This is a genomic window from Flagellimonas okinawensis (assembly GCF_029194005.1).
Taxonomy (GTDB): domain Bacteria; phylum Bacteroidota; class Bacteroidia; order Flavobacteriales; family Flavobacteriaceae; genus Flagellimonas; species Flagellimonas okinawensis.
In genome coordinates this window covers 267,835-284,928 of sequence record NZ_JARFVA010000003.1, presented here as the reverse complement: position 1 = coordinate 284,928, position 17,094 = coordinate 267,835, and the positions used below count along the sequence as shown (strand labels likewise).

Genomic DNA, 17,094 nt, shown 5'->3' with positions numbered 1-17,094 from the left:
CCTTATACCTGACCAATACGATACACAATGATCAAAATGAATTGCATATTTCACACATGGTATTTGGTCGCGCCAAAAAAACTATGGATAAAGTATTTACCGTTAGTTATATCATCATGATATTTGGAAGCAAGGACTCGAATCCCCATAGCGGTGCCAAGTGGCCATGTCATGGGGAGATAATTGCAAAAAGATAAACCACAAAGATCGTTAAAAGTACGATTCCCTGCAGCACATTGGTACGCCCGGTGGCCAATGAAAGTACAATGGTAAACTGGGCCAGTACCAATAAAACCATGGCCTTTATATCAATGCCAAGTGTTATTTTCATTCCCGTTTTAATGGATACAATAGCAACTGTCGGTATGGTGAGGCCTATACTTGCAAGAGCAGAGCCCAAGGCAAGGTTAAGGCTGGTCTGGAGGCGGTTTTTTCTGGCAGCGCGATAGGCGGCAAGTCCCTCGGGCAATAACACTACTGCCGCTATGATCACCCCTACCAGGGATTTTGGAGCCCCTGCATTCAAAACGATGTTTTCTATATCGGATGTAAGGGCCTTGGCGAGCAGTACCACTATGCCAAGACACAAAACCAACAATAGGGCACTTATAAATGTTTCCATTACCGTCGGGGGAGGGGGTAGCACATTTTTGTTCTCAGTGGTTTCGGGGGATAAAAAAAAGGCGCGATGCCGTACGGTCTGCACCATTACAAATGTGATATACAGGACAAGACAAGCTATCGCAACAAAGAGCAATTGTGTAGGATTGTTTGTGGAACCATTCAGACTTGGAGTGAATTTGGGAAGGATAAGGGCGAACACCAATATGGCGGTAAGGGTAACCAAGGCCGCGCTAACACCCTGGAGCCTGAACACCTGTTCCTTGTAACGTATGGCCCCTACCAGTATGCAGATCCCTATGATCCCCGTGAGGATTATCATTACCGATGCCAAAACCGTATCACGGGCAAGCGTAACTGCCTCAAGCCGCCCCCCGCTCAACATCAATGAAACGATCAGTGCCACTTCGATCACCGTAATCGCTGATGCCAGCAACAATGTACCAAAAGGTTCTCCCACCCTATAGGCGATTACCTCCGCATGGTGTACCGCAGCAATGACGGATCCGATCAGTAAAATGCCAAGGAACAGAGAATAGAGTTCCCCCAGATCCAGCGGAATGCCAAAATAGGCGAGCCATGCCAAAATTGGCATCGCAATGGTCCACAAGAGAAGATATCGCTTTTTACTCATAATTGAATCAGGGGGTAAAGAGCTCCCGTTAAAGAATAATGGGGCATAAAAGAGAGTATCCAAGAACATCGCTGCATGTTCTTGGATACTCTGGGGATTGTACTTGTCGTTCTTATGTATAAATTGTGGTTACCCGGATTTTCGTCCCTGAACCATACTTAATATGATTGCAATGATCGCGATGACCAATAGGATATGGATGATTCCCCCGGCATGATATCCAAGAAATCCAATGGCCCATGCAATGATCAATACCACGGCCACCGTGTAAAGTGAGTTTGCCATAATGTTAGCTTTTTGTAGAGATTAGTTCGTATTATTTTTGGTCAGATCTTTTAATGCTCGTCCCAAGCTATCCATATCTTGATCAAATTCAACCTTAAATGATTCCCATTCATCATCGCCCTCATCCTTATAGTAGCTCATTTTTTCTTTCAACGATTGGTTTTTTTGTTCCAATGCGGCAAGTTCTTTTTCAAAATCCTGTTTGGCCGCATTGCTTTCCATTTTGGCTTTCGCCTTTAATTCGGCAATGACCTTTTCGTTTTCTGCAATTTTATTGTCCGATTCCAGTTTGAAAGCCTCATATCTAAGGACATATTCTTTCTTGGCCTCATCTAGACTTTCCTTTGCTTCCACTAGATTTTCCTTGGCCTCACCTGTATTTGTTGTCTCCTTGTCTTTGACGGGCGATTTGCAGCCATTGAACACTATGACGGCCATGGCAACGGAAGCCAATCCAAAGATCAGGGTTGATATTTTTTTTGTCTTGTAGTTCATGATTTAAATTTTTAAGTGAAACATTTCACGGGACAAAGATGGTCCGATAACCATTGATAAGTGTTATGCAGTAAGCTGTATTAGTTGCATGATTCACACATTTCCCTAGGGGCAGGTCCCATATTCTTCCCAATTGCTTGTACATTGAGGACAAATCTCTTGGAACGGGTGATAAAAGAAGAAACAACCAATGTGGCCCTTTGGCAATTCCCACAAAAAATTGGAACCTTGGACCAAACCCATCCAAGCCCATCGAAAAACCCATACAACCCGGGCTTATACCTGATGGCCTTGCAACGGGACGGATTGGAGTCTAGGAGGGTTGTTGTTTTTTTACCATTTTGTGTGCATTTCAGCATGGAATGGAAATCTACTGTAATTCAACCAACCTGAATGCTGTCAGGGTACACCAAAATAGGGAATACGTGTCCGTTAAGTGCTTACGGGAACAGTTTTTCCCAAGGAGCGCAACATCTTAATATGGTTCCAAATAGCACTGCCAAAGGTTTTTTGTGAATGGTAGGGCATGCCGAATTCTTTGGCGGTCTCTGCCACGATACGGGATAGATTTTTATAGTGTACATGGCAGATGTTGGGCAGTAGATGGTGTTCCACTTGGTAGTTCAACCCTCCTATCAACCATGAGAAGAGGGCACCCCTTGGCGCAAAATTAGTAGTTGTGGCCATTTGGTGCATGGCCCAATCGCCTGCGACCGTATTGTTTTCATCAGGCATGGGAAACTCCAAACTGGGCATGATGTGCGCAACCTGAAATATGGTACTGATCAAAAATCCGGTCACCAGGTGCATACTTATAAAAGCCAGTATGATGATCCAGGGAGCTAGGGGGACCACGATCAATGGTAGGACGAGCGCGAAGGTATAGTAGACAAGCTTCCACAAAATCAGTATGGAGATTTCCCTTTGGAACTCATTGCGTTTGCTCAAAAATCCCATTTTCCTATAGCGGTTCATGCGGACAAAATCCTTGGTGGTGACCCAGGAAATCGTCGATATACTATAAAAGAACCAGGCGTATATAAATTGGAACCTGTGCAATGCATACCTCTTTGCATTTGGGGAAAAGCGCAGAAAAAAGGGTGCATTGATATCATCGTCCGATCCGGTAATATTGGGATAGGTGTGGTGCAAAACATTGTGCTGTATCCTCCATACCGCCGAGCTGGCACCCACCAGGTTCATGGTGTATCCCATATATCGGTTAACGGTCTTATTTCGTGAATACGATCCATGGATGGCGTCGTGCATGATCCCCATTCCTATTCCCGCCATTCCAAGTCCTCCTATAAAATAGAGCAGAAAAAGAAGCCAGGGACTTGTGACCATTCCCAAATTGATGAGTAACAAGGGAACCACAAATAGCGATAACATTAAGACTGATTTGACTATCATGCCCTTATTGGCATATTTACTGATTCCCTTGGAATCAAAATACTGGTTGACCCTTGTTTTTAATGCTCTTGAAAAGTCGGATCCTCCTCTTTTCGCAAATTTTGGATTTTTGATACTGTTCTTTTTTAAAGCCTTTGTCCGTTTTCCATTGCAATGGAAGCGTTTTTATCATGAGTCCCTATTGCAAACCAAAGGTTTGGTTGTTGTTTGAAACTTGTGGAACTGTGAGGAAATTAAATAGGATATCTATAATGAAGACGAATACTTACATCAAGAATAACATCAGATAACCTGGTCGCTATTCCTTAAAAACTTGGCTTAAACCGTTTATTGCACTATTGCATTGTTTTTTCCGTGGGGGCAGGACCAAACTAAGACCAAAATGAAATTCGGTAATGGATTGCCCGCAGCACGGGACGATTGATACTAAAGGTAGGCTTAATTATAACCTGTCATTTAAAAAGTATGTTAAATTGCTGTGATTAAATGAATTACATATTGTAAAGAATAGTAGTTCCCTTGTCCATGGGAACAGTTAAATGACTACCTTTAGAAAATCATGCATAGCATCCTACACAGGTACTTTACGTCCAAAAACAGGTAAGGGATCAGTACTTGCTTACGAACACTTCACGATTCAATTGGGAAACTACCGTATCCTTTTTAAACTTCAGTGTTTTTAAATGAAACCAACATGCGGAAAAGAAATAAAACCGCAATTGATAAGAAATGGCACCTCAAGGATGCCTTCAAAAGAATTGAGTACTTAAACCTTAAATTAAAGAAATGGCCGATAAAAAGGATTTGGATTTTACGTACACCACCATAGATAGGATATTCCGTTTGAGCATGGGGGAAACCGCCGATTACAGCGGAGCCAAGTATGATGGTGATTTTTCAATGTCCTTGGAAGAGGCACAAATGGAAAAACACCGGTTTATAGCGGATAGCTTATATATTAAATATGGAAGCAAAGTCTTGGACATGGCCTGCGGCTGGGGCCCCTTTATCAAATATGCTTCCCAAGATAGGGGAGGCATTTGCACAGGCTTGACCTTGTCCGAGGGACAGGCGGAAGCCTGTCAGAAGCATGGAATGAAGGTCCTTGTGAAGGATTGTCGCTACATCGTACCGGAAGATTTTGGAATGTTTGATGCCATTAGCTGCATTGGGGGATTGGAACATTTCTGTTCCGTTGAGGAATGGAAAGAAGGAAAACAAGAGAAAGTGTACAGTGACTTTTTTAAGACCGTTGCCAATTTGTTGCCAAAAGGTGGGAGGTTCTATATGCAGACCATGACGTTCAGTAAAAATATGATCGATTATGAAGAACTGGATGTCAAGGCCAAAAAGGGCTCCGCGGCCCATGTCATGGCGCTGATGGTCAAGGAGTTTCCGGGCTCATGGTTGCCCTATGGACCTGAAATGGTGATACGGAATGCAGAACCGAATTTTAAATTGATCTCGCAAAGCAGTGGAAGACTGGACTATATTGAGACGATAAGCCAATGGCGAAAGAAGTTCAGGAAGTTCAACCTGAAAAAATATTGGCTCTATCTATCCTTGGTTCCCAAATACATCATGGACAAGGAATTTAGGCATCAAGTAGCCGTCTTTAAGATCAGCCCCAACAAAATATGCTTTGAAAAAGAGATAATGGATCATTATAGGCTTGTATTTGAGAAAATATAGCCTGGAACAAATACGCTACATGATGTTTTTAAAATGGCTCAATTACTTTTTTATAATCTATCCTACTATTTTTTTCTATACTTATGAGGGTTTCCGTAACACGTAAGCACGTAAAATTTCTGCCAGATGCCAGTAGGGTGGTGGCCCGCTCCTTTATGAACGGGGAACAGCGGACCAAGGATTTGCTGTCCCTGATCTTTGGGATGAGCGAAAGTCAAGTGCGGGAATCCTTGGAACAGACCCTAAGGGAATTTGCAAGTAGGCACCGTAACATCACCAAACTTTTCCATAAACATTGTGATGGCATCAGGAATATCATTGGGCAAATGAACATGGATTTTGACGCTATTTCCATGGAACGAAAATTGCTCATCGGTTCTTACCTTACCATGGAATACTCCATAGAGTCCGCGGCCTTTTTTAATCCCTCCATCATCCAAGATTTTGACCAGTCCTATTTGGAAGAGGGTGAAATGCGCGTGATCCTTTCGTTTCGGGCAACAGGGGAAGGACATATTTCTTCCATAGTTTTCAGAAGGGGGATAATCGATAAAAACAACGACCTGCATTTAATGAGTGTCGGTAATTCTATCGACATGGCGGAAATCTCCCATAAGAAGCTCTATGATAAAGGACGATTTGTAAAGAAGATGCGGGAGATGCGCATCCCCATTAAGTATTCAAAAAGTATCATGGATGACCTGCCGGATAGATTCGAGTATTACGCGCTAAAGAACGCGGTAAGGAAAGTAATGGCCGACACGGCCATTAGTCTTGAGAAAAGGTTGGCACTTGAAGAAATTACCTGGTTGGTGGATTCCTATTACGATATAGCGTTTGAGCATGATTCCGATTTGAGCGAACGCGTTATATTCCCTATTTCGGATTCGGAAAGCAAGGGGATCGAAGATGCCCGTTTTGTCCGCTTTGTTGAAAATGATGGCACCGAAAAGGTATATGCCACCTATACCGCCTATAACGGCCATGCCATATTGCCAAAACTTCTTTCTACGGATGATTTCTATACATTCAGGATCATGCCTTTGCACGGAAATGGTGCCGTAGGCAAGAACCTGGCACTTTTCCCCAAAAAGATCAAGGGGAAATACGCGATGCTTTCCAGGATCGATGGTGTGAACAACTATCTCATGTATTCAGATAGGGCAACGTTATGGAACGACCCCATCCTCCTTCAAAAACCAAGGTTTCCATGGGAATTTACACAAATAGGAAATTGCGGGTCCCCTTTGTGGACCGAACACGGATGGTTGGTCATCACACATGGTGTGGGGCCCATGAGAAGGTATTGTATCTCCGTTTCTTTGTTTGATCTTGAGGACCCGTCAAAAGAGATGGGCCGTTTGGAAGAACCTTTGTTAATGCCCTTGGAGGAAGAACGGGAAGGTTATGTACCCAACGTGGTCTATTCTTGCGGATCTATCATCCATAATGACAGTTTGATTCTGCCCTATGCCGTATCGGATTATTCCGCTACCTATGCCGTAGTGGAAATGGCTGCATTATTTAAAGCGTTAAAAAGTAAGGCTTCCCTCAATTAAAAATGTAGAAAGTAATTTACTGCTTTATTTTTCAAAAACACCGATAAACAAAATATCATAACTTCAGTTTCATAAAGCATGAAAAGAATCTTGATAAAGGATAATGATTCTTTTAATTATATAGGTAATCGATTTAATTTTTGACAATATCCTTGACCACCACGCGAAAGCTTATTTAAAATCATGATGGACTTTTAAGCCTCCAAGAGCTCTTTTAAGCGCAGGTTGAGAGAAGTACGGTGTATTGTATTTAAGAAGATAGTATCCTTAGAAGAGACATCTCTAGACTCCTTGCTGGCAAAAAAGCATTTATTCGTAATTATTTCATTTACAATACGTTAAACTCTTGCCAAAGATGGGTCACTTCTGATTTATTAATGTCATATTGAGTGTAGATAAAGGTATTATTGCCCCATCACAAGAAGTAAATAGAAATAAATGAAACATGAAAAAAGATTGCGAAACGATGTTAAAACTAGTTTTGAGAAAATATTGAGCCGCCACGCGAGCTGGAGGAACCAACGAAGACATACTTTGTTGAAACTAATACGGTTTTCTTGATAACAATTAAAAAAGGGGGCGAAAGCCCTTTTTTTATACTTCAGTATTGATGGCATCACCACAGGTAAAACGGATGAGTTTCCAATGGGCTTTTGCCAAAACTTTGGTGGAACCAAGACTACCTCATATTAGGGACATATGCTGTGCGTGTAGGTCCCAAGCCAAGACCGAAAACCCCTTTTTTTATATGTTACAATGTATTTGTCACCAGTTTTTTAGTATTTGAACCCTTATTTTCCTTAGATTGAAAAGACTCTTCATAGGCCTGCAGTACGGTTAAATGTGAGATAAGATAGGCCAACGAACTTTCGGCCCCTTGATTTCGGTTCACCCCATAATTTTCAAAACCATCACAGCACCCTTTGGTCTCAAAATCATACAGACTCATACGCATATCGTTTTCGCCCAAAAACCACATGAACGAGGTGAACAATTTTTTCAGAAAATCCCGATCACCCGTCAATACATAAGCCTGATGGTACATCAGCACCATGGCCTCGGCATCAATGGGCTGTTGTGCGAACATGGAACGTTCCTTCTCCCTTACATACCAATCCTTGTTCCCGATAATGGACAAATAATCATCCTTCATGGTATGTTCGGTAAGAAAATCCATGGTGTCAAAGGCAACTTTGGAAATATCCCCGTCCTCCAGAACTTCCGCCGCGTGTAGGAGTGCCAAGGGTAAAATACCATTATCATACGCCAGAAGTGACTCAAACCACTTCCAATCTTCTGTATGGTTTTGATCATAATGGGAAACCAGTATATTGGCCAACTTATGCAAGGTCCCTTTCATGGCATCATCGGAAGCATTCGTCCTGAGATAATGACTGATCCCGATCATGGTATTGGCGATCCCCCTTATGGATTTGATACTGTCAAAATAGGGAACGGCATCGAAAAAGACCAATTTGCCCGTTTGATAATAGGCATCGTTGGGCGCATTTGCCAAAAGATATCCCAGGGCCCAAATGGTTCGGCCAAAGGAATCCTCAGAACCTTTTTCATCCAAAAAATTACGGTTGAAGCTCAGAAAATTCCGAAAGGTGCCGTCCTTGTTCTGCATGTAATGGATATAGCTCAAATATACGGGCATGAATTCCAGGGCAAGTGGATCTTTTTTCTGTTTATAGGTCATACAGACCATTAAAAGCGCCCGGGCATTATCATCCAGACAATAGCCTTCCTTTAAGTTCGGAATCCCGAATTTTGCATGTTGGATAATACCGGTGTCATCGGTCAATCTTTTGATATGGACCAGGGAAAATGGGGGCAACAGCAAAGGATCTATGACGTTTTCTTTCTTTGGCAAGGGCTCCTTGGGTCTCGATAGTACCTGTGTTATAAGATCGGTATATTTTTGTCCGATTTTGGGCCAGGTGATGTCTTGCCCATATTCCGTTGCATTTTCTTGGATCTCGTGCAGGTTTTCTGGATTTTCCAGTAATTCGTTTAAAACTTCGGACAGGCCATCAGAGTCGTTGAAATCAAAAAGGCGCCCTTTGTTTTCCACAAGCAATTCCGCGGCATGCCAATAGGGGGTGGAGACTACGGCACAACCCGCGCCCATGGCATAGGAAAGTGTGCCACTGGTGATCTGTGCCTCACTAAGGTAGGGGGTGATGTAAATATCACAGGCAGAAAGATATTTAAAGAGCTCATTTTCATCTATAAACTCATTGAGCAACAATACATGCTCATTGAGTTTCAGTGACTTTATAAGGACCTGGAGATAATTTCGATATTCTTCCCCCGAATGTCGCAACACATTGGGATGCGTTTTTCCCAAGACGATGTACAACACTTCAGGATGCTTTTCAATGATTTGTGGTAAGGCCTTGATCACGGTTTCAATGCCCTTATTGCGACCGATGAAGCCAAAGGTCAGGAGCAACTTCTTTTCATTCAGTTTAAATTCCGTTCTCGACTCCTCCTTATCATAATGGATGTCCGGGACACCATGTTCTATAAGTACTATTTTTTCTTCGGGCACATCATATAGCTCTACAAGAAAGTGGATGGCCTTACGGCTCATTACCACAATTTTATCGGACATTTTGCAAATTTCCTTTAAGATGGCCCTTTCATTATAGGATGGTGTTTCCAGAATGGTATGCAAGGTTGTGATCAACGGGATGTTCAGGCGGTGTAGGAGGGGCAGGATGTAGACTCCGCCCAGACCTCCATATATGCCAAATTCATGTTCAAATATGCACGCATCCGCCCCACTGAGATTAATGTAGTTGACGGCTTCCAGATAATCGGTCTGTTGTTCTTGGTTGATGCTCAGTTTTACTTCGGGCGGATAGTGATAGTCCTGGTTATGGTCGTTCATGGCGAAAACCATAATTTCTTTGACCCCCTTGCCGTTTTTCAACATGGAGTGGGCAAGGTTTTGGGTAAACGTGCCAATACCACATTCACGTGGTGGATAGGTGCCGATATAGGCTAGCTTCATCTTGGATGGGATTTTGTTGGAGCAAGGGGGCAACCCCTCTATAGGATGCGCCCCTTATAGTTTCTATTTACAATGCTTGTTTTGGTATCCCTGTGTGCACTTATTTTCTTTAGGTTCAGTGCGAGTTTTGGTTTGTTTGATTTTGCAGGGGTCTTGTTTCCTTTTGACATTTTCTTTGGGTTTAGTGAAATCCGCTTTTCCGAAACCACATCGAAAAACAAGGATAAGATATTGAAAATCAATAAAAAAAAGTTGAATAAAAAAGGAGTATAGTTGCATAAATCACAGATTTGTGCCATGCTTGAAAAATGGGGGATTGGGTAGTTCCTTTTTTTGGGTTCCGTTTTTGACCTTAATACGGAACACGGGATCCCATAAGAAAATCCATGTGTGATTTATGTAATTGCTTTCCGTTGATGTACAATGACGGTACCGATCCAATGTTCGACCTTTATCAGGTTGTGGAAAGTGATTCCTACACGAAATAATTGGTTGATCATGAAAAGTAATGCAACATTGCGGATGGATGTTCAAAATGCCCTTAAACGGCAACCCCTGTTGCATGCCGATCAGATCGGGGTTACTGCCGACCACGGCGTTGTTTCCCTTTTTGGCACCGTGGATAGCTGCGCAAAAAAATTGGAGGCAGAAAATGTGGCCAGTGCGGTTATTGGTGTCAAGACATTGGTAAAGAACATCCAAGTGGAGTTCAGGGACGCCTTCAAAAATGCCAATGGGCAAATGGGCGGAAAAGTCTTGAAAATATTGATGTCCAATCCGTGTGTGCCCCATGATGGGTTGACCGTAAACGTTGAGGATGGTTGGGTCACATTGGAGGGTGAGCTCCCCTGGAACCACCAAAAAGAGGCCGCGGAAAGTGCTGTGCGTTTTCTGTCCGGTGTAAGGGGCATAACCAATAATGTTAAGATCGTCCCATGATCATGCAAAGGCATTGCATAAATGGATGTGGAAGATCATAGGGCACGGGACATGCAGAACGTCTGGGATATAAAAAGCAAATTGGAAGGAAATTACGGTAATGCTTTGGTCGATCAAGTGATATGGAAGGTATTTGAAAAGTGATAAAGGCCGTATAAGGAAACAAGATGTATGATTTATCAAGGGAACAATAAATGTACTGTTTTGTCCTTAATGGCGGTTGGACCCCATTAATAAGGTGCCTTCTTTTTATGACCATTAGCCTGGGACGTCAAAAAAAGGCGTCCTTTTTTCTGCCACACATCGGGCCGCATATAAGTAGTTTGATGCGCTCCAGGTCTGCCAGTCCTGCCCCATGGGTTTTCCGTCCTGGGCCTTGTACCATTCATTGAAACCGAATTCAAGTTCCTTGTTCCTGGCTTTTTTGATAAGCCGGGTCAACGCCAAGAGTTTTTTTTCCGCCAGACCATAGTTTTTGTTGGCCACAAGGGCCGCAATGTAAAACCCGGTTATAAAGGGCCATATACCGCCATTGTGGTAATTTCCAGGTTGGTTGAAACCAGCGTATCTAGGGACCCAATCCGAATCGCCCGGGCGGATAAAAGGGAAAAAATTAGGGGAGAGGTCAATGGACAGTTCCTTTGTTTTTCTCATCGAAGAACATGATGTTTCAATCCATTTGATTATGGCCTTTGCCCTTGATGGTGAGGCCATACCCGATAAGATGGCCATACTGTTGCCCAATAGATCGAAGCGCTCGCTACTATAGACCTTATAGGACCATAGGGCGTAATAGGGTTGACCGTCAATGGTCAGTCCTTCAGGTTCTTTGTTGCTCATTTTATCCGGATAAAAGATTGGTCGCTCCATTTCGAGCCGTAATTGTTCGGCCCTCTTGGTGTTTCCGTACAGTTTTAAATAGGTGTACGCCAATGTGTTCACAAACAATCCATGGCCCAACACCCATTGCTCGTCCCGCCAATCACTGGTGGGCAAATGTGCCACGATGCATCGGTCGGACGGACTTTGATACTCCATCCATAAAAGGGCCTTTCGGATGGCAGTTTCCAAAAAATGAGGTTCCTGGGCCACTTTTCTGAAAATATCGACAGCAATTAGAAACAAGGGGGTGGTATCGCTGGCACCCCGATCTTCCCTGTCATGGACCAGAGAGGGAATATGGCCCCGCTTGGATTGGTTTTGGGCCAAGATGAGCAAAACATGCCGTACAGTTTGCAAAAGGTCGGCATTGTCCGTTACAGCAATCCCCAGGACGGAAACCAAAAGGTCACGGGTATAGGGTTCGGGATATCCCCAACCGGCTGTTCGCGGCAGATCAAGGAACGGCCCCTTTGAATTGTGCAGGAGCACTTCCAGAGCGGCCCTTTCCGCGGATTTTATGAATTGTTTGTTTTCCGAGGTCATTTACACAATACCTAATTTATCCTGTATTATTTGGATGAATTTTTTGGCCACGACCCTGTAATCAAAATGTTCCACCACATGTTCCCTTGCCGCACGGCCCATGGCTATCCGTAGTTGTTCATTGCCCATGAGCAGGAGCATATACTTGGCAATTTCCTGCACATTGGCCCGGTAATCGACCGTTCTTGGAATATCGAACACGATTTTGTGTTTGTTTTCATAGCCAGATTCTTTTCCCAAAAGCACTTCCTTAACAACGATTTTTTGTGCCACCTCGGCGAGAAAGGCCGTTTTTTCATGTAAAAGTGTGTCCAACATTCCCATGGCCCTGATCCCTATGACAGGTTTTCCGCAAGCTCCCGCCTCCACCTGGGGCATACCGAACCCTTCAAGACGTGAGGGGGCCGCATAAATATCACATGCGCCAATGAGATACGGCATGAAATTTCGGGAAACGGTATTGGTGGCGTAGGTGACATTCTTTTCAATGCCCAAATGGGTGGCCATTTCCAGGTCTAGGAGGTTCTGGGCCTTGGTCCTCGGTTGTGGCCATACTTTACATACATATTTCCAATCAGGGGCCTTGGCGTCAATGATCGCCAGGGCCTGCATGACCTCCTGGGCACCTTTTGAAGCGGCATCACCACCAACGGTCAAGATCATTAATTGGTCCGGGGGAATGCCCAATGATTCACGTACCGCCACAATTTTAGGGTCATTTTTGTCAAAAGGGACAAAAGATGTGGTATCACAACCAACGGGCAACACCTCGATAGTTGAGGCCTTGATGCCATCCCTTACATACATTTCCTTGACCCAGTTTGAAGTTACCAGGATCAGGGGCAGATCGTTCAGGACTTCTTGATAGTTGGCAATGTAACCATCGGCAACCAACCAAGGTATGGGCACAATGCCATAGCGCTGGGGGTGCAGTACCAAGTGGGGAGTATGGCCCCAATAACCAATGCCCACCACCACATCGGGCTCGAACCATCTGTAATACCATTCTTTTTCCTGTGCCGACTCAAAATGGACCGCATGTGCGTCCACTCCAAGTTCCAGAAGCCCACGATAAAGCAGGTCGCCCTGCGTGGCAAGACCACCGGGAGAAGGTGGATAATCGTAAAGGACCAGAACTTTCATTTCCTGAATCTTAAGTGGGTTGCTGTTGAATTCCCTCGTGCTCCAGCCATTTTTGGGCATCTATCCGGTTTTCAAATTTCCAGAAGGCCTCTTCCTTGGGTGTTGTCTTTGCTTCAAATCCTGTTTTCTCAAATCCATACACCTCAGTGATTATCCGGTACTTTTCCTTCCAAATGGTTTTTGGAAGCGCTTGATGGATATTTGCATCCTTTATCGCCTGGGGATAGTATTTTCTGTATCCGTCTTCAAAGGCAAAGTTCCATAACTGATCCGTGGAAATTTTTTGTTCGTTCCACAATTCGATTACGGCCCTTCCTATTTCTTCATGACGCAAATGCCGTGTATATTCACCTGTAGGACTGTGCGTTAGGACAAGATCGAATTTCCGTTCGGGAAGTAGGTCCAAGATGGCCTTCTTTACCATATTTTTGTTCAAGGGTCTTTGCTCCTCACCATCGTCCAGATCGCCCATACAGCCCTCAGCGTTATAAATGGCAAGGGCTTTTTTAAATTTTGGGCCGCGATCACGGTCATTTTTTCTGCATAGACAGGCAATGAACCAATGATGCCCTGGATACATCAGTAGGGTGCCACCGCACCACAAGGTCTCGTCGTCGGGATGTGCAACGATCACCAAGATGTTCTTTTTCTCCATGGTTTTGAGTGCTTTCATTGAACTATCGGGTTTATTCCATTTTGGATTTTTGGGTGATCGGAAGTACCGCTCCGGCCATTTCACCGATAATGTTTACCAGTTCACTGCCCGTGGGAACCACTATTTTGGTGTTCGTCTGTAAGGAGGTTTCCACAGCTTGCAGCTTTCTAAGGATCTGAGCGTTGCCGATAAAAAACTTGTCGGCCGCCTCGTTCACGAGCTTTATTGCTTCGGCCTCCCCCTCGGCGTGTAATATCTTGGCCCGTTTATATCCTTCGGCTTCTTTTATTTTGGCCCTTTTTATACCATCTGCCACAGTTTCCGCAGCTGTGGCCGAATCCACGGCCGCGATTTTTTCATTCTCCGCCTTTACCACTTTGTTCATGGTTTCCTGTACATCCTTGGGTGGGTCAATTTCTTTTAGCTCCGTTCTCACGATCTCAATGCCCCAACCCATGGTCTCCGTGTGGAGTGTTTTATATAGGTCCGCATTGATCTTTCCCCGCTCACTATTGGCGGATTTTAAGGTCAAGGTACCAATGATGTTCCTGAGCGTTGTACGGGCAAGGTTTACGATTTGATACCTATAATCGTTTACATTGTAGATAGATCCCTTAACACTTTCTTCGTCATCCTTTACCCTAAAATATACCTGGGCATCCACGCTGGCATTCAGGTTGTCATTGGTGATGATCTCTTGGGGCTCCGCATCCACCATTTGCTCCGTAACGTTGACAATGAACATACGGTCAACGATCGGGATGATCCAATGGAAACCGGGACCGGCAAAACCTGAGTATTTCCCCAATCTTTCTATCAGGCCCCTTTGGGTGGGGCGAACGATTTTAATCCCTATCAATAGGATGATCAATACGGGAACGATAATCATGGGATACGTATACATGTCAGACTAGTTTAATGTTGTTCGTTGATGGCTTTTTTCAAGATGGGGCTACTCATAACCACTTTTAATGATAGTGGAGATCATTTTGAACCGTTCGTTGGCCTTTATGACATTTTTGGAGTGGGCAGGGATGATAATGGCCTGTCCGGTCTCCAAGGTATGCGAATGGCCTTCGATCAAGATTTCGGCCCTGCCCTCTATGATTTGGATGAACGTATCGAATGGCAATGTTTTTTCCGTTAGGTTTTCACCTGAGTCAAAAGATACCGCCGTGACATTTCCAGTGGTTTTTTTTATGATGGTCTTGATGACCACTGCATTGGGAACGTATTCAATGATCTCGACAATGATGAAGACTTTTGATTTTTCGACCTCTATATTTTCCATATCCAAAGTTTTATGGGAGGAGGGTTATGCGTTTTTATTCCTTCCTGCCACCTGAATAAAGGTGCGTCATTTCTAAGGATAATGTATTACACGGGAAACGGGAATAGTTACAGTTTTCCCACATTTATCAAGGGATTTTTAGGAGCAGGAGTAGCTTCGGTGGTAGACCGCGAATATTGTCCGGATAATGTTCCTTTTTCCAAAAAGGATCAGATGTCCTCCAGGTTCTTAAGGCGTTTCTTTTTCAATTTTTTATAGTAGGAAGGGGTCAGCCCCGTGATTTTTTTAAACTGGTTCGATAAATGTGAGACACTACTGTAATGCAGCAAATAGGATATTTCGGTCAGGTTCAACTCATTATACAACAAAAGTTCCTTTATCCTTTCTATTTTGTTCATGATTATGAATTGCTGAATGGTAATCCCCTTTACTTCCGAAAACGTGTTTGCCAAATAGGTATAGTCATATCCCAATTTTTCGCTGATGTAGTCAGAGTAGTTCACTTTGGGCAGTTCATCAGAATAATGGATCATTTCGATGATCACCGACTTGATTTTTTCAATGATGATCTTCCTATTGTCGTCAAGAAGTTCGAGACCGGATTTCATAAGGCTTTCACGTAACTGCTCTCTTTGAAGATCGGTGATATCTTCCAAGATCTCTATGGTTCCAAGGTCTACATTGACATAATGGATGCCGAGTTTTTTGAGTTCCTCCTTTACTGCCATTTTACAGCGCAGGCTTACCATGTATTTTATATATAGCAACATTGTTTTTGTGTTTGTAGTTCTAGGGCAAGCGAAGCAATGTGTTCGTTACTGGGTGTTTTATATGACCCTTTGTGGGAATCATGCAAACATCAGGAGCGAATTTCAACGTACCTTCTGCTGATAAGAGCAATAGGGCCATGTAAAATGAAGAAACAGAAAATCCACTGATAAATGAGATTTTTGACCTGACCCTTTCTTTCCAAATGGAGTTCCATGGAATATACGATAATTTATTGGAAACTCCACTTTTTTAAGCCATGAATACAAAGGGGTGTCCAAAAATCGGATTTGAGGGGCGCTACAAATTTCTCCAGGTACAACCACGGGTTTTCGAGAAGGGAACGGTCATGGGTTCGAACCCTATGGGATCAGGTTATGTCTGTGGTCATTTTGTTTTGGAAAATGTAATCCAGATTCCACCACCTAGGATATATGTAAGATTTATAAAGATTTGTGTTGTGGACTCCCTAAATGTATGCACCATCTTTGTATTGTTCGTTTTTAATCAAAAAATTAAACAGCAACGATCATACACTATGAAAAAGAAAAATTTTGCACATGTGGCCCTTGAAAAGATCGGGCGTTTCTTTAGACCCATGTTTTATAATGGAAGAAACGGGCAGATCAAGGAAGGACAAAAAATGGACAAGGATTTGCCCTGGTTTATTTAATGCCAAGGAAGATGAAAGCATTCACGGAAAAAGGGAAAACTTTCAGTTTAACAACAGTACTTGTTTAATTGGTCGGTAAATGCTTCTGAATTTTTGTCAGAGGCTCAGAAAAGGGCAGGAACCAAAAAACACTGCCCTTTTCAACCTCAGCTCCAAACTCCCCAAAGGGCGATGGCCTCCATGGTCTTGGCTTTATGAAATCCCAAGCACACGATAGCGCCCAGCACTTTTAAATCAATACCCTGATGCGAAAATGTCTTATCCTTTTCATCGTCTACTTGGCAATGCTTTTTCTCCTTGCCGTACAATAAAATATATATTCCATATCAATTAAAAATATAATCCATGTCAAAAGAAAAAGAAGGAAAGCCAAGGTCAGGAAAAACACCGCCCTCAAAAACCCCTAAAGAAAAAAAAGCGGCCAAAAAGGCCAAGCGCAACGCCAAAAATAGGTCGGAATAGCAGGAAGGGACCAATAT

17 protein-coding genes are annotated in these 17,094 nt (G+C 43.4%); 4 read left to right on the top strand and 13 right to left on the bottom strand.

What is annotated here, in order from left to right:
- Positions 1-169: 169 nt before the first annotated feature.
- The 4 genes from PY091_RS10850 to PY091_RS10835 all read right to left on the bottom strand — a co-directional run bounded on the left by PY091_RS10850 (position 170) and on the right by PY091_RS10835 (position 3,427).
- Positions 170-1,255, bottom strand: coding sequence for a calcium:cation antiporter (locus PY091_RS10850; RefSeq protein ID WP_275649682.1), 1,086 nt, complete (start codon positions 1,253-1,255; stop codon positions 170-172).
- 129 nt (positions 1,256-1,384) lie between these two features.
- Entirely contained in the window at positions 1,385-1,540 is a 156-nt protein-coding gene (locus PY091_RS10845; protein ID WP_207098917.1) for a lmo0937 family membrane protein, read from the bottom strand.
- 21 nt (positions 1,541-1,561) lie between these two features.
- Entirely contained in the window at positions 1,562-2,035 is a 474-nt protein-coding gene (locus tag PY091_RS10840; protein ID WP_275649681.1) for a sll1863 family stress response protein, read from the bottom strand.
- A 432-nt stretch (positions 2,036-2,467) separates the two neighbouring features.
- Positions 2,468-3,427, bottom strand: a complete 960-nt coding sequence (locus PY091_RS10835; protein WP_275649680.1) for a fatty acid desaturase family protein — start codon at positions 3,425-3,427, stop codon at positions 2,468-2,470.
- A gap of 807 nt (positions 3,428-4,234) precedes the next feature.
- Here PY091_RS10835 and PY091_RS10830 point away from each other — a divergent pair.
- Complete coding sequence (locus PY091_RS10830; RefSeq protein WP_275649679.1) at positions 4,235-5,140, top strand: SAM-dependent methyltransferase; 906 nt, start codon at positions 4,235-4,237, stop codon at positions 5,138-5,140.
- A gap of 83 nt (positions 5,141-5,223) precedes the next feature.
- A complete protein-coding gene (locus PY091_RS10825; RefSeq protein WP_275649678.1) occupies positions 5,224-6,699 on the top strand; it encodes a glycoside hydrolase family 130 protein in 1,476 nt (491 codons plus the stop codon).
- Positions 6,700-7,450: 751 nt separating this feature from the next.
- Here the strand turns inward: PY091_RS10825 and PY091_RS10820 are convergent.
- Both PY091_RS10820 and PY091_RS10815 read right to left on the bottom strand, forming a co-directional pair.
- Positions 7,451-9,721 (bottom strand): glycosyltransferase family 4 protein, encoded by a 2,271-nt coding sequence (locus PY091_RS10820; protein WP_275649677.1) that lies wholly within the window; start codon positions 9,719-9,721, stop codon positions 7,451-7,453.
- A gap of 38 nt (positions 9,722-9,759) precedes the next feature.
- Positions 9,760-9,891 (bottom strand): hypothetical protein, encoded by a 132-nt coding sequence (locus PY091_RS10815; protein ID WP_275616190.1) that lies wholly within the window; start codon positions 9,889-9,891, stop codon positions 9,760-9,762.
- Between the two features lie 328 nt (positions 9,892-10,219).
- On the opposite strand from PY091_RS10815, the gene PY091_RS10810 reads away from it, so the two are divergent.
- Positions 10,220-10,660: a BON domain-containing protein gene (locus PY091_RS10810; protein ID WP_275649676.1), complete on the top strand. Its 441-nt coding sequence runs from the start codon at positions 10,220-10,222 to the stop codon at positions 10,658-10,660.
- A gap of 258 nt (positions 10,661-10,918) precedes the next feature.
- On the opposite strand, the gene PY091_RS10805 is transcribed toward PY091_RS10810, so the two are convergent.
- The 6 genes from PY091_RS10805 to PY091_RS10780 form a co-directional block, all read right to left on the bottom strand.
- Positions 10,919-12,085, bottom strand: coding sequence for a glycoside hydrolase 100 family protein (locus tag PY091_RS10805; protein ID WP_275649675.1), 1,167 nt, complete (start codon positions 12,083-12,085; stop codon positions 10,919-10,921).
- Positions 12,086-13,288: a glycosyltransferase family 4 protein gene (locus PY091_RS10800; RefSeq protein WP_275649674.1), complete on the bottom strand. Its 1,203-nt coding sequence runs from the start codon at positions 13,286-13,288 to the stop codon at positions 12,086-12,088.
- The gene (locus PY091_RS10795; RefSeq protein ID WP_275649673.1) at positions 13,239-13,901 is read right to left on the bottom strand and encodes a PIG-L family deacetylase; all 663 of its coding nucleotides are present in this window, start codon (positions 13,899-13,901) and stop codon (positions 13,239-13,241) included. The genes PY091_RS10800 and PY091_RS10795 overlap by 50 nt, the downstream gene beginning before the upstream one ends.
- Before the next feature lie 13 nt (positions 13,902-13,914).
- Complete coding sequence (locus tag PY091_RS10790; RefSeq protein ID WP_275649672.1) at positions 13,915-14,787, bottom strand: SPFH domain-containing protein; 873 nt, start codon at positions 14,785-14,787, stop codon at positions 13,915-13,917.
- A gap of 48 nt (positions 14,788-14,835) precedes the next feature.
- Positions 14,836-15,174: a cupin domain-containing protein gene (locus tag PY091_RS10785; protein ID WP_275649671.1), complete on the bottom strand. Its 339-nt coding sequence runs from the start codon at positions 15,172-15,174 to the stop codon at positions 14,836-14,838.
- 209 nt (positions 15,175-15,383) lie between these two features.
- Positions 15,384-15,944 (bottom strand): helix-turn-helix domain-containing protein, encoded by a 561-nt coding sequence (locus PY091_RS10780; protein WP_275649670.1) that lies wholly within the window; start codon positions 15,942-15,944, stop codon positions 15,384-15,386.
- A gap of 536 nt (positions 15,945-16,480) precedes the next feature.
- Here PY091_RS10780 and PY091_RS10775 point away from each other — a divergent pair.
- A complete protein-coding gene (locus PY091_RS10775) occupies positions 16,481-16,615 on the top strand; it encodes a hypothetical protein (RefSeq protein ID WP_275649669.1) in 135 nt (44 codons plus the stop codon).
- Positions 16,616-16,761: 146 nt separating this feature from the next.
- On the opposite strand, the gene PY091_RS10770 is transcribed toward PY091_RS10775, so the two are convergent.
- Positions 16,762-16,923, bottom strand: a complete 162-nt coding sequence (locus PY091_RS10770) for a hypothetical protein (protein WP_275649668.1) — start codon at positions 16,921-16,923, stop codon at positions 16,762-16,764.
- Positions 16,924-17,094: the final 171 nt, after the last annotated feature.

Bases quoted from the DNA above. Each gene is read 5' to 3' on its own strand.
- PY091_RS10800 (WP_275649674.1), bottom strand. From the start codon at position 13,288: ATGCCCAAAAATGGCTGGAGCACGAGGGAATTCAACAGCAACCCACTT.
- PY091_RS10830 (WP_275649679.1), top strand. From the start codon at position 4,235: ATGGCCGATAAAAAGGATTTGGATTTTACGTACACCACCATAGATAGG.
- PY091_RS10835 (WP_275649680.1), bottom strand. From the start codon at position 3,427: ATGTTATCGCTATTTGTGGTTCCCTTGTTACTCATCAATTTGGGAATG.
- PY091_RS10785 (WP_275649671.1), bottom strand. From the start codon at position 15,174: ATGGAAAATATAGAGGTCGAAAAATCAAAAGTCTTCATCATTGTCGAG.
- PY091_RS10845 (WP_207098917.1), bottom strand. From the start codon at position 1,540: ATGGCAAACTCACTTTACACGGTGGCCGTGGTATTGATCATTGCATGG.
- PY091_RS10850 (WP_275649682.1), bottom strand. From the start codon at position 1,255: ATGAGTAAAAAGCGATATCTTCTCTTGTGGACCATTGCGATGCCAATT.
- PY091_RS10815 (WP_275616190.1), bottom strand. From the start codon at position 9,891: ATGTCAAAAGGAAACAAGACCCCTGCAAAATCAAACAAACCAAAACTC.
- PY091_RS10780 (WP_275649670.1), bottom strand. From the start codon at position 15,944: ATGTTGCTATATATAAAATACATGGTAAGCCTGCGCTGTAAAATGGCA.
- PY091_RS10825 (WP_275649678.1), top strand. From the start codon at position 5,224: ATGAGGGTTTCCGTAACACGTAAGCACGTAAAATTTCTGCCAGATGCC.
- PY091_RS10790 (WP_275649672.1), bottom strand. From the start codon at position 14,787: ATGTATACGTATCCCATGATTATCGTTCCCGTATTGATCATCCTATTG.
- PY091_RS10805 (WP_275649675.1), bottom strand. From the start codon at position 12,085: ATGACCTCGGAAAACAAACAATTCATAAAATCCGCGGAAAGGGCCGCT.
- PY091_RS10775 (WP_275649669.1), top strand. From the start codon at position 16,481: ATGAAAAAGAAAAATTTTGCACATGTGGCCCTTGAAAAGATCGGGCGT.
- PY091_RS10840 (WP_275649681.1), bottom strand. From the start codon at position 2,035: ATGAACTACAAGACAAAAAAAATATCAACCCTGATCTTTGGATTGGCT.
- PY091_RS10820 (WP_275649677.1), bottom strand. From the start codon at position 9,721: ATGAAGCTAGCCTATATCGGCACCTATCCACCACGTGAATGTGGTATT.
- PY091_RS10795 (WP_275649673.1), bottom strand. From the start codon at position 13,901: ATGAAAGCACTCAAAACCATGGAGAAAAAGAACATCTTGGTGATCGTT.
- PY091_RS10810 (WP_275649676.1), top strand. From the start codon at position 10,220: ATGAAAAGTAATGCAACATTGCGGATGGATGTTCAAAATGCCCTTAAA.